This window comes from Trinickia sp. EG282A (assembly GCF_040965455.1).
In the GTDB taxonomy this organism is placed as follows: domain Bacteria; phylum Pseudomonadota; class Gammaproteobacteria; order Burkholderiales; family Burkholderiaceae; genus Trinickia; species Trinickia symbiotica.
In genome coordinates this window covers 1,370,474-1,382,243 of sequence record NZ_JBFRCC010000001.1, presented here as the reverse complement: position 1 = coordinate 1,382,243, position 11,770 = coordinate 1,370,474, and the positions used below count along the sequence as shown (strand labels likewise).

Annotated in this window: 10 protein-coding genes; 3 read left to right on the top strand and 7 right to left on the bottom strand. The window is 65.8% G+C overall.

Translation table 11 applies throughout. The features are described from left to right. Positions 1–4: 4 nt before the first annotated feature. The 7 genes from AB4Y31_RS06330 to rpsB form a co-directional block, all read right to left on the bottom strand. Entirely contained in the window at positions 5–1,243 is a 1,239-nt protein-coding gene (locus AB4Y31_RS06330; protein WP_368673154.1) for a 1-deoxy-D-xylulose-5-phosphate reductoisomerase, read from the bottom strand. A gap of 66 nt (positions 1,244–1,309) precedes the next feature. Then, on the bottom strand, positions 1,310–2,131 hold the full coding sequence (locus AB4Y31_RS06325) for a phosphatidate cytidylyltransferase (protein ID WP_368673153.1): 822 nt from the start codon (positions 2,129–2,131) through the stop codon (positions 1,310–1,312). Continuing rightward, positions 2,125–2,907 (bottom strand): polyprenyl diphosphate synthase, encoded by a 783-nt coding sequence (gene uppS / locus AB4Y31_RS06320; RefSeq protein WP_368673152.1) that lies wholly within the window; start codon positions 2,905–2,907, stop codon positions 2,125–2,127. The genes AB4Y31_RS06325 and uppS overlap by 7 nt, the downstream gene beginning before the upstream one ends. A gap of 65 nt (positions 2,908–2,972) precedes the next feature. Continuing rightward, positions 2,973–3,533: a ribosome recycling factor gene (gene frr / locus AB4Y31_RS06315; RefSeq protein WP_026230331.1), complete on the bottom strand. Its 561-nt coding sequence runs from the start codon at positions 3,531–3,533 to the stop codon at positions 2,973–2,975. A 92-nt stretch (positions 3,534–3,625) separates the two neighbouring features. Next, positions 3,626–4,339 (bottom strand): UMP kinase, encoded by a 714-nt coding sequence (pyrH, locus tag AB4Y31_RS06310; protein ID WP_026230330.1) that lies wholly within the window; start codon positions 4,337–4,339, stop codon positions 3,626–3,628. A 294-nt stretch (positions 4,340–4,633) separates the two neighbouring features. Beyond that, positions 4,634–5,515 (bottom strand): translation elongation factor Ts, encoded by an 882-nt coding sequence (tsf, locus tag AB4Y31_RS06305; protein WP_026230329.1) that lies wholly within the window; start codon positions 5,513–5,515, stop codon positions 4,634–4,636. Between the two features lie 82 nt (positions 5,516–5,597). After that, the gene (rpsB, locus tag AB4Y31_RS06300) at positions 5,598–6,347 is read right to left on the bottom strand and encodes a 30S ribosomal protein S2 (protein ID WP_018444198.1); all 750 of its coding nucleotides are present in this window, start codon (positions 6,345–6,347) and stop codon (positions 5,598–5,600) included. A 405-nt stretch (positions 6,348–6,752) separates the two neighbouring features. On the opposite strand from rpsB, the gene map reads away from it, so the two are divergent. From map to AB4Y31_RS06285, 3 genes are all read left to right on the top strand, one after another. Further along, positions 6,753–7,559 carry a type I methionyl aminopeptidase gene (gene map / locus AB4Y31_RS06295; protein WP_368673151.1) on the top strand — a complete coding sequence of 269 codons (807 nt, stop codon included), beginning with the start codon at positions 6,753–6,755 and terminating at the stop codon, positions 7,557–7,559. Positions 7,560–7,567: 8 nt separating this feature from the next. Next, complete coding sequence (locus tag AB4Y31_RS06290; protein WP_018444195.1) at positions 7,568–10,138, top strand: [protein-PII] uridylyltransferase; 2,571 nt, start codon at positions 7,568–7,570, stop codon at positions 10,136–10,138. A gap of 73 nt (positions 10,139–10,211) precedes the next feature. Further along, positions 10,212–11,756, top strand: coding sequence for a pseudouridine synthase (locus AB4Y31_RS06285; protein WP_368673150.1), 1,545 nt, complete (start codon positions 10,212–10,214; stop codon positions 11,754–11,756). Positions 11,757–11,770: the final 14 nt, after the last annotated feature.

Below are 11,770 nucleotides of genomic sequence, written 5' to 3'. Positions count from 1 at the left end.
TGCCTCACTGCACCGCGCGATCGGCGGAGCCGGCGCTGCCCAGGCGACGGCCGGCGGCCGGCCGCGCCGCGATGAAATCGAGCGCCGCGCGCCGCGCCGCGGCGTCGGCGTCGAGCACGTCCGAAAGACCGTTCGGCGTGCGGTTCGGCAGCGCGTCGAGCACGGCGGCAACCGTTTCCGCGATCGTCGTGAACGCGATGCGCCGTGTGAGGAACGCCTCGACGGCCACCTCGTTGGCGGCGTTGAGCGCCGCGCTCGCGACGCCGCCCGCGGCTAGAGCCTGCATCGCAAGCGCGAGACACGGAAAGCGCTCATAGTCGGGTTTCTCGAACGAGAGCGATGCGACCTGGGCCAGGTCGAGCTGCGGGACGCCCGAATCGACGCGCTCGGGGAACGCGAGCGCATGAGCGATCGGCGTGCGCATGTCGGGATTGCCGAGTTGGGCGAGGACCGAGCCGTCCGCATAGGAGACGAGCGAATGAATCACGCTCTGCGGATGGATCAGCACGTCGATACGCTCGCCGGGCAAATCGAATAGCCAGTGCGCCTCGATGACTTCGAGGCCCTTGTTCATCATCGTCGCCGAATCGACCGAAATCTTGCGACCCATGACCCAGTTCGGGTGCTTGCAGGCCTCGTCGGGCGTCACGTCGGTGAGTGTCGCCGGATCGCGCGTCCGAAACGGCCCGCCCGACGCGGTCAAAATGATCTTCGCGACACCGCCGTGCAGCGGAGCGCCGCCCGACGCCACTTCACGCGGCAAGCATTGGAAGATGGCGTTGTGCTCGCTGTCGACGGGCAAAAGCGTCGCGCCGTGATCGTGCACGGCATCCATGAAGATTGCGCCCGACATGACGAGCGCTTCCTTGTTCGCGAGCAGAATCCGCTTGCCCGCCATGGCCGCCGCGAGCGTCGGCGCGAGACCGGCGGCGCCGACGATTGCCGCCACCACCGTATCGCAGGCGGCGCTTTTCGCCACCTCGACGAGCGCCTCCTGGCCGTAGGCCACCTGCGTGGCCGAGCCGGCGGCGCGCAGTTGCGCCTCGACGCTCGCCGCCGTATCGGCATCGCCGACCACCGCGACATCGGGCTGGAATTTCAGACATTGCGCGACCAGCTTCTCGCCGTTGCGATGGGCGGTCAGCGCGTGGACCTCGAAGCGTTCCGGGTGGCGGGCGACGACGTCGAGCGTGCTGTCGCCGATCGAGCCCGTGGAACCGAGCAGTGTCAAACGTTTTTTCATATCTCTTTCCCGAGGCCTCAGCGCAGCTTGCCTGAGGCCCTAACCCTCATCCTCCGACGCAGCGCGCTAGCCGATGAAGAGCATCGCGAGCGGCAACGCCGGCAGCAATGCATCGACACGGTCCAGCACGCCACCGTGCCCCGGTAGCAGGCCGCTCGAGTCCTTGACGCCGGCCTGGCGCTTCAGCATCGATTCGAACAGGTCGCCGACGATGCTGAACGCGACGATGAGCGTCAGCACGAGCACCGCGCGCGCCCATCCGAGGCGTGCACCGAGCGTCGTGAAAAGCGTTGGCGCGAGCGCATGCGTGGCGAGCGCGGCCACCCCTACGACGATTACGGCGATCCAGCCGCCGAAGGCCCCCTCCCACGTCTTGCCGGGGCTGATCGCCGGCGCGAGCTTGTGTTTTCCGAATGCCTTGCCCGAAAAGTATGCGCCGATGTCGGCGAGCCAGACGACGATCAGTATCGACAGGACGAACGATACCCCGATCGCCCGCGCCACGACGAGCGCATGCCAGCACGCCGTGAACACGACGATCCCGGCCAGAAACAGAAAGACGCGCCATGCCCCGTGCGCGAGCCGCGGCTTGCGTGCGAGCACGAACGGCCCCGTCAGCAGCCAGAATACCGCCGCCGCCTCGAACAGCGGCCGCGCGGCGCGCATCCCGGGGCCGAGCCTCGTGCTCACGAGCACCGCGAGCGCTGCGATCGCGGCATAGCCCACCGCCGTCATGCCGTTAAGATTCAAAAGACGTGCCCATTCCCAGGCCGCCAGTACGACTACGAGCCCGATCAGCGCGCCGAACCCGGCCGCCGGCGCATAGAGCGTCACCGGAACGAACACCGCCAGCAGCACGACGGCTGTGACGACACGGGTCTTCAGCATGGGAGCGAATCGGCGTCCTGCGATTGCGGCTCGAGCTGAGCGCTCGTCCGGCCGAACCGGCGCTCGCGCCGCCCAAACGAGGCGATGGCGTCGGCCAACGTGTCAGCGTTGAAATCGGGCCAGAACGTGTCGGTGAAGTAGAGTTCCGTGTAAGCGAGTTGCCAGAGCAAAAAGTTGCTGATGCGCGTTTCGCCGCCCGTACGGATGAAAAGGTCCGGCTCGGGCGCGTAGGCCATCGCCAGATGCTCGGCGAATGCCTGCTCGTCGATGACGCCGGCGCTGCCTTCGCGCGTGGCCTGTTCGGCGACTTTCCGGGCCGCCTGCAGAATGTCCCAGCGACCGCCGTAGTTCGCCGCGATCGTCAGCGTAAGGCGCTTATTGCCGGCCGTTTTCGTTTCGGCCCGGCGAATGAGGTCCTGAATGCGCGAATCGAATTGCGAGAGATCGCCGATCACGCGCAGCCGGATGCCGTTCGCGTGCAGCTTGCCGACTTCGCGCTCGAGCGCCGTCACGAAGAGACGCATGAGGAACGAGACCTCTTCGACGGGCCGGCGCCAGTTCTCGGAGCTGAACGCGAAGAGCGTCAGATATTCGACGCCGGCTCGCGCGCACGCTTCGACGCAGGCGCGCACGGCATCGACGCCGCGCGTATGGCCCGCCACGCGCGGCAAGCGGCGCTGCGTTGCCCAGCGCCCGTTGCCATCCATGATGATCGCGATATGGCGCGGGACCGCTGCGACATCAGGCACGCGAACAGTTGAGCTGGTATATGTCATGGCCGCCGATACGAAAAACTGCTGGAAATAGTGAGATCCGACGAGTCGGTCGAGACCCGGAGGCCTCAGACGGTCATGATCTCGGCTTCCTTCGTATGAACGAGCTTGTCGATTTCCGCGACGTATTTGTCGGTCAGCTTCTGGACTTCATCGCCGGCGCGGCGCTCGTCGTCTTCCGAGATTTCCTTGTCCTTCACGAGCTTCTTCAACTGCTCGTTTGCGTCGCGGCGCAGATTGCGCACAGCGACTTTGGCCGTTTCGCCCTCGCTCTTCACGACTTTCGTCAGCTCGCGGCGACGCTCCTCGGTGAGCGCCGGCATCGGCACGCGGATGAGATCGCCCTGCGTGGCCGGGTTGAGACCGAGATCCGATTCGCGAATCGCCTTCTCGACCACGGCGACCATCTTCTTCTCCCACGGCTGCACGCCGATCGTCCGCGCGTCGATGAGCGTCAGATTCGCGACCTGGGAAATCGGCACGTTCGAGCCGTAATAATCGACCTGAATGTGGTCGAGGAGCCCGGTATGCGCGCGCCCCGTGCGAATCTTGGCCAGATCGCTCTTGAACGCCTCGATCGAGCGCTGCATTTTCTGATCGACGCTCTTCTTTATCTCTGCGACACTCATTTGGACCTCCGAACCTTCATGGCAGTACGGGCCGGCCACACCAGCGGCCTCGAACGCCGCTGGCGCGAGGCGCGCCCGCGCCCTGCGAGAGTTTACACGTGGACGAGCGTACCCTCGTCCTCACCTTGTACGATGCGCTTCAATGCGCCGGGTTTGACGATCGAAAACACACGGATCGGCAGCTTTTGATCGCGGCAGAGCGCAAACGCCGTCGCATCCATGACCTGCAGGTTGCGGCCGATCGCTTCGTCGAAGCTGATCGTGGAATAGCGCGTGGCCGTCGGGTCCTTGTTCGGGTCCGCGGAGTATACGCCGTCCACTTTGGTTGCCTTCAAAACGACTTCCGCGCCGATCTCCGAGCCGCGCAACGCCGCCGCCGTATCGGTCGTGAAGAACGGGTTGCCCGTGCCGGCCGCGAAGATCACGACCTTGCCTTCCTCGAGCTGGCGAATCGCTCGCGGACGGATGTACGGCTCGACCACCTGATCCATGCGCAGCGCCGATTGGACGCGCGCCTCAATGCCCGCATGACGCATCGCATCCTGCAGCGCGAGCGCGTTCATCATCGTCGCCAGCATGCCCATGTAATCGGCCGTCGCGCGGTCCATGCCGGCCGCGCCGCCCGCTACGCCGCGAAAGATGTTGCCGCCGCCGATCACGATCGCCAGCTGCGTGCCGAGGCGCACCACCTCGGCGATATCCGTCACCATTCTTTCAATCGTCGCGCGGTTGATGCCGAAGGCATCTTCGCCCATCAAAGCTTCACCGGAGAGTTTGAGAAGAACGCGTTTGTAGGCTGTGGGCATAGCGGTATCCGATCGCGCCGAAGGAGATGACAACAATGTGGAACTGTAGGGGTGAAACCTGAATTGGAGCAAGCGCCGGCGCCTCCTGCATGCCCGCCTTGCCGCGTGCCGCGTGGCCCCGCGCGCGCAGGCGCCGAACCGCACGTTTCGCCGCCGGACACTCGGGTTAACCCGTAACGGCAACCCCGAATGCCCGCCGACGTGATGTCCTGGGCGAGCGCCAGGCCGCTTAGGCGCGGCTGGCCAAAGCTGCGCAAGCACTGCTCCCGGCTTGGCGCCCGCCGCCGTCCTGCTTTACTGTTGACGCGCCGCGGCGACCTGCGCGGCCACTTCGGCCGCGAAATCGTCCTGCCGCTTTTCGATGCCTTCGCCGACGACGAAAAGCGCGAACCGCTGGACCGACGAGCCAGCCGCCTTCAGCATCTGCTCGACTGTCTGTTTGTCATTCTTCACGAACGTTTGGTTCAACAGCGACACTTCCTTCAGGTACTTCTGGACGCTGCCTTCGACCATCTTCGCGACGATCTCGGCCGGCTTGCCCGATTCGGCCGCCTTCTGCTCGGCGATGCTGCGCTCCTTGGCGATGAGCTCGGCCGGAACGTCGTCGGCCGACACCGAGACTGGCTTCATCGCGGCCACGTGCATCGCGACGTCCTTGCCGACCTGCTCGTCCGCGCCCGTGTACTCGACGATCACGCCGATACGCGTGCCGTGCAGGTAGGTGGCCAGCTTGTTCGCGGTCTCATAGCGCTCGAAACGACGGATCGACAGGTTTTCGCCGATCTTGCCGACGAGCGCCAGGCGGACGGCGTCGACGGTCTGGCCGTCGAGCGTCAGTGCCGAAAGCGCCGCGACGTCGGCCGGGTTTTGCTGGACGACGAGCTCGGCCACTTGCTTGGCGAATGCGTTGAAATCGTCGTTCTTCGCAACGAAGTCCGTTTCGCAGTTGAGCTCGACGAGCGCGCCCTTGCCGCCGCTCACGAACGCGGCGATGACGCCTTCCGCCGTCACGCGCGAAGCGGCCTTGCTGGCCTTGTTGCCGAGCTTCACGCGCAGCAGCTCTTCGGCACGCCCCATGTCGCCGTCCGCTTCGGTCAGCGCCTTCTTGCATTCCATCATCGGCGCGTCGGTTTTCGCGCGCAGTTCTGCCACCATGCTTGCGGTAATTGCCGCCATCATTCGCTCCTTGAGACTTGTCTCGTAACTTAAAAAAAGGGGGCCTTTGAGAAGCCCCCTTTTTGCCGGCTGAGGGATTGCGTTACGCTTCCCCGTTGACCTCGACGAACTCGTCGCCGTCGCCGCGCACGGCTTGCACGACTTCATTCACCGCGTTCGCACGGCCTTCGAGGATCGCATCGGCCACGCCTTGCGCGTAAAGCGCCACGGCCTTGCTTGCATCGTCGTTGCCCGGGATCACGTAGTCGACGCCCTCGGGGGAGTGGTTCGTATCGACAACGGCAATCACCGGCACGCCGAGCTTGTTCGCTTCGGTCACGGCGATCTTGTGATAGCCGACGTCGACGACGAAGATCGCGTCCGGAATCCCGCCCATGTCCTTCACACCGCCGATCGACTTCTGCAGCTTGGCGATTTCGCGCTCGAACAGCAACGCTTCCTTCTTGCTCATGCGCTCGAGCTCACCCGCCTCGACCGCGGTTTCCATGTCCTTCAGACGCTTGATGGACTGCTTGAGCGTCTTGAAGTTGGTCAGCATGCCGCCGAGCCAGCGCTGGTTCACGTACGGCATGCCGGCGCGCGCCGCCTCTTCCGCGATCGTGTCGCGCGACTGACGCTTCGTGCCGACGAAGAGGATCGTGCCGCGATTGGCCGCCAGCTGACGCACGTACTTCAGTGCGTCGTTGTACATCGGCAGCGTCTTTTCGAGGTTGATGATGTGAATCTTGTTGCGATGGCCGAAAATGAACGGGGCCATCTTGGGGTTCCAGAAGCGCGTCTGGTGTCCGAAATGGACGCCGGCTTCCAGCATCTGACGCATGGTGACTGCCATGAAATTCTCCACGAGGGTTGGGACTTAAGCCGGCTGCCGCACCGGTCGCGCTCGCGCTCTGCCTCCCGCATCGGGAAAGCCCGCCCGCTCGCGGCGGACTACGCGCTCGTCGCAACCGGCACCCTTGGATGCCCCGGCTTGCGAATCAGCCGCCGACAGACGGAATGTTCGACTCCCATCCGATCCATCCAATTCCGGATCGAATCGGGCCGAACTTCCACTCGACGACTAGCCCGAGAGTATAGCACGCGCGCCGAAGGTGCCTCAAGGCCGCACTGGGAATGCCAATCTTGCCGCCACCGTAGCTCGAAACCGGCGCCGCGAAGGCGCGCGGCCCGGCATAGACCCTGCCAGCGGCCGAATATGGTGCGATAATCGCCGGATCCACGTTTCAGGCACGAATCCATGGCCATTACGATCAAAAACGAACACGACATCGCCAAAATGCGCGTCGCGTGCCGGCTTGCGAGCGAAGTGCTCGATTACATCACGCCGCACGTCAAGCCAGGGGTGACGACGGGCGAGCTCGACCGCCTCTGCCATAACTACATGCTCGACGTGCAAGGCACGGTGCCCGCGCCGCTCAACTATCAGCCGCCCGGTTATCCGCCCTACCCGAAGGCCACGTGCATTTCCGTCAACGACGTGATCTGCCACGGCATTCCGGGCGACAAAATCGTCAAGAACGGCGATGCGCTCAACATCGACATCACCGTGATCAAGGACGGCTACTTCGGGGACACGAGCCGAATGTTCATCGCCGGCGAAGGCTCGATCCTCGCGAAGCGCCTCGTGCAGGTTACTTACGAGTGCATGTGGCTCGGCATCGAACAGGTCCGCCCAGGCGCGCACCTCGGCGACATCGGCCACGCGATCCAGCGGCACGCCGAGGCGAGCGGCTACAGCGTCGTGCGCGAGTACTGCGGACACGGGATCGGCACCGTGTTCCACGAGGATCCGCAGATCCTCCATTACGGCCGCCCGGGCGCCGGTCTGGAACTGCAGTCGGGCATGATCTTCACGATCGAGCCGATGATCAATGCCGGACGCCGCGAAATCCGTACGATGCCCGATCAGTGGACCGTCAAGACGCGCGACCGCAGCCTCTCTGCACAATGGGAGCATACGGTGCTCGTCACCGATTCCGGTTTCGACGTGCTGACCGTCTCGGCGGGAACGCCCGAGCGGCCGCGCTTGCCCGTCGCCGCATGAGCGGGGAGATGAGCGTCGCCGCCGCCCTGCCCGATCCCCTTTCGCTGAAAGCCGATTATCGGGTCGCCAAAACCGCGTTGCTCGAGCGCTTCAAGACCGCGAGCAACGTCGACACGGCGATGCGCGCGCTCGCCCGCGCGACGGACGACGCCTTGCGGCGCGCCTGGGTCGGCTGCGAGATGCCTGCCTCGCTCGCGCTCGTCGCCGTCGGCGGCTATGGGCGCGGCGAGCTCGCTCCGTTCTCCGATATCGACATCCTGGTGTTGCTGCCCGAATCGCCCGAGCCCGCGCTCGAGGCGCGCATCGAGCGGTTCATCGGCCTCGCCTGGGATCTCGGGCTCGAGATCGGCAGCAGCGTTCGCACGGTCGGCGAATGCCTCGAGGAGGCGGAGCGCGACATCACGGTGCGCACCTCGCTCATCGAAGCGCGGCGCATCGTCGGCAGCACGACGCTCTTTCAGCGTTTCGCGTTGCGCCTGAACGAAACGCTCGATGCGCGCGCGTTCTTCCAGGCGAAAGTCCTCGAGATGCGCCAGCGTCACGCGAAGTTTCAGGACTCGCCTTACAGCCTCGAGCCGAACGTCAAGGAAAGCCCCGGCGGGCTGCGCGATTTGCAGCTGATCCTCTGGATCACCCGCGCGGCGGGATTCGGCAGCAGCTGGCGCGAGCTCGACGAGCGCGGGCTCATCACGGCACGCGAAGCGCGCGAGCTGCGCCGCAACGAGGCGTTCCTGAAGGCATTGCGCGCGCGCCTGCATCTGATCGCGGGGCGGCGCCAAGACATGCTCGTCTTCGATCTGCAGACGGCGGCGGCCGAAAGCTTCGGCTACAAGGCGACGGCGGCGCGCCGCGCGAGCGAGCAGCTCATGCGCCGCTACTACTGGGCGGCCAAGGCGGTGACGCAGCTCGCCACGATCCTGATCCAGAACATCGAAGCCCAGCTCTTTCCGCGCACGAGCGGCGTGACGCGCGTGCTGTCCGAGCGTTTCGTCGAAAAGCAGGGCATGATCGAAATCGTCAGCGACGACGTTTTCGAGCGCACGCCCACCGCAATCCTCGAGGCGTTCCTGCTCTACGAGGCCACGCCGGGCACGAAAGGTCTGTCGGCGCGCACGCTGCGCGCGCTCTACAACGTGCGTGACGCGATGGATGCCATTTGGCGCAAGAACCCCGAGAACCGGCGCCTCTTCATGGAGATCCTCAAGCAGCCGCATGGCATCACGCATGCGCTGCGGCTCATGAATCAGACGAGCGTGCTCGGGCGCTATCTGCTGAATTTCCGGCGCATCGTCGGGCAAATGCAGCACGACCTCTATCACGTCTACACGGTCGATCAGCACATCCTGATGGTGCTGCGCAATCTGCGCCGCTTCGCGCTCGCGGAGCATGCGCACGAGTATCCGTTCTGCAGCCAGCTCATGGCGAACTTCGAACGCCAATGGGTGCTCTATGTCGCGGCGCTCTTTCACGACATCGCCAAGGGCCGCGGCGGCGATCATTCGACGCTCGGCATGGCCGACGCGCGCCGTTTTTGCCGCGAGCACGGCATCACGGGCGACGACGCGGCGCTCATCGTCTGGCTCGTTCAGCATCATTTGACGATGAGCCAGGTTGCGCAAAAGCAGGACACGAGCGATCCGGCGGTCATCAAGCAGTTTGCCGAGCTCGTCGGCAGCGAGCGGCGCCTGACGGCGCTCTACCTGCTCACCGTGGCCGACATTCGCGGCACGAGCCCGAAAGTCTGGAACACCTGGAAGGGCAAGCTGCTCGAGGATCTCTATCGCACGACGCTCGCCGTGCTCGGGGGCGCGCATCCGGACCAGCATTCGGAGCTCAAAATGCGCCAGGAGGAAGCGATCGCGCTGCTGCGCCTCGAGACCGTGCCCGAAAACGCGCATCGCGCACTTTGGGATCAGCTCGACGTCGGCTACTTCCTGCGGCACGATGCTGCCGATATCGCCTGGCAGACGCGCGTGCTGTACCGCCATGTCGCGGCGGACGCGCCGATCGTCCGCGCGCGGCCCTCGCCTATCGGAGAGGCGCTGCAAGTGCTGGTCTATACGCGCGATCGGCCCGATCTCTTCGCCGGCATTTGCGCTTATTTCGACCGCAACGGCCTTTCGGTGCTCGACGCGCGCGTGAACACGACGCGTCACGGCTATGCGCTCGACAATTTCATCGTTGCCCATACCGAAGAGGACGTGCAGTACCGCAACATCGCCAATCTCGTCGAGCAGCAGCTCGCGGCCTGGCTCGCCTCCGAGGCGACGCTGCCGGAACCGTCGAAGGGCCGCCTCTCGCGGCTCTCGCGAACGTTTCCGATCACGCCGCGCGTCGACCTGCGGGCCGACGAGCGCGGGCAGTACTACATTCTGTCGATTTCGGCGAACGACCGCCTCGGTCTCCTGTACGCCATCTCGCGCGTGCTCGCGGAGCATCGGGTCGGCGTGCACGCGGCGCGCATCAACACGCTCGGCGAGCGCGTCGAGGACGTGTTCCTGCTCGACGGTCGGGGGCTTTCCGACAATCGGCTGCAGATTCAGGTCGAAACGGAGCTGCTGCGCGCGATCGCCCTTTGAGCCGTAAGCCCGGGCGGCTGCTCTGCCGTCGATAATCGGGCTTCCTCTGTTATTGCATCTTTTTCGAGAATTTATGCGCGTCAAGTTGACAGCCAAGCATCCGCGACCGGCCGCGCCGGATCGCGCGCCTGTCCGTGCCGGCAGCCCTTCCGGACGAAAACCGGTTCGCGCCGCCGCCCCCGCCAAGCCGGCGGGAGCGGTGCCGTCCGGAGGCCGACAGGACCGCTCGCCGGCGAAGGCGCCAGGCGCCGCGCCGAAACCGAAGCCTGGCAGTAGCGCTCGCCCCGATCGCGCACCGGCCAGGAAGGCGCCGCGTGCGACCGATTCGGCAAGACAACCGGCGAAGGCGAAACCGGCCGGCAGCAACGTGACGCCCGGCGCGCGCCGGAGCGACACCGAGGCGGGAAACGGCGCGCGGAAGACCGGCAGTCCAGTCAAGCGCTCGGGCGACGGGTTCGCTGCCCGATCCGCGCACACTGAACGCCGGGACCGCGACGAGCGCAGACCGCAGGCGGTCAAACGCGTGAGCGGCGAGCAGGCCACGCGATCGAGGCAGCCAGAGCGTCGGGAAGGCGAAGCGCGCAAGCCGCAACCCGCCAAGCGCTCGATTGGCGAGCGGGCCGCGCGCGCAACGCACGCCGAACGTGGGGAACGCGGGGAACGCGAGCAGCGCCAGCCTCAGCCCGCCACACGCGCCAGCGGCGAGCGGGCCGCGCGCGCAACCCACGCCGAACGTGGGGAACGTGGGGAACGCGAGCAACGCAGGCCTCAGCCCGTTAAACGCCTCAGCGGCGAGCGAGCCGCGCGACGCTCCACGCACGCCGAAAGCCCAGAACGCGAGCAGCGCGACGGCGACACGTCCGGCACCCTGCGCCTATCGAAGCGGATGTCCGAGCTCGGCCTTTGCTCGCGGCGCGAGGCCGACGAGTGGATCGAGAACGGCTGGGTGAACGTCGATGGCGTACGCGTCGATACGCTCGGCGCGCGCGTGCGTCCCGACCAGCGTATCGAAGTCAGCGCCGATGCGCGCGCGGTGCAGGCGCGCCAGGTGACGGTCCTGCTGCACAAGCCTGTCGGCTACGTTTCGGGCCAGGCCGAAGACGGCTACGAACCCGCGGTCACGCTCGTCACGGCGGCGAATCGCTGGGATGGCGATCGCTCGCCGCTGCGGTTTTCGGCAAGTCACCTGCGCGGCCTGGCGCCGGCGGGCCGGCTCGACATCGATTCGACGGGACTCCTCGTACTGACGCAGGATGGCCGTATCGCCAAGCTGCTCATCGGCGAGCATTCGAGCGTGGAAAAGGAGTATCTCGTGCGCGTCGCCTATGGCGAGCGGGCGACCGACGTCGCGCAGCACTTCCCGGCGGACAAGCTCGCGCTGTTGCGGTACGGCCTCTCGCTCGATGGCAGCCAGCTCAAGCCGGCCAAAGTCAGCTGGCAAAACGGAGAGCAGCTGCGCTTCGTGCTTCGCGAAGGCAAGAAGCGGCAGATCCGCCGCATGTGCGAACTGGTCGGCCTGCAGGTGGTGGGATTGAAGCGCGTGCGGATGGGCAGTGTGACGCTCGGCGCCCTGCCGCCGGGGAAATGGCGCTATCTGCTGCCGAACGAGGCGTTTTGAGCGGGGCAGCGCCG

Coding starts and splice junctions, on each gene's coding strand:
- AB4Y31_RS06285 (WP_368673150.1), top strand. CDS start 10,212: ATGCGCGTCAAGTTGACAGCCAAGCATCCGCGACCGGCCGCGCCGGAT.
- pyrH (WP_026230330.1), bottom strand. CDS start 4,339: ATGCCCACAGCCTACAAACGCGTTCTTCTCAAACTCTCCGGTGAAGCT.
- frr (WP_026230331.1), bottom strand. CDS start 3,533: ATGAGTGTCGCAGAGATAAAGAAGAGCGTCGATCAGAAAATGCAGCGC.
- rpsB (WP_018444198.1), bottom strand. CDS start 6,347: ATGGCAGTCACCATGCGTCAGATGCTGGAAGCCGGCGTCCATTTCGGA.
- AB4Y31_RS06330 (WP_368673154.1), bottom strand. CDS start 1,243: ATGAAAAAACGTTTGACACTGCTCGGTTCCACGGGCTCGATCGGCGAC.
- tsf (WP_026230329.1), bottom strand. CDS start 5,515: ATGGCGGCAATTACCGCAAGCATGGTGGCAGAACTGCGCGCGAAAACC.
- uppS (WP_368673152.1), bottom strand. CDS start 2,907: ATGACATATACCAGCTCAACTGTTCGCGTGCCTGATGTCGCAGCGGTC.
- AB4Y31_RS06325 (WP_368673153.1), bottom strand. CDS start 2,131: ATGCTGAAGACCCGTGTCGTCACAGCCGTCGTGCTGCTGGCGGTGTTC.
- AB4Y31_RS06290 (WP_018444195.1), top strand. CDS start 7,568: ATGAGCGTCGCCGCCGCCCTGCCCGATCCCCTTTCGCTGAAAGCCGAT.
- map (WP_368673151.1), top strand. CDS start 6,753: ATGGCCATTACGATCAAAAACGAACACGACATCGCCAAAATGCGCGTC.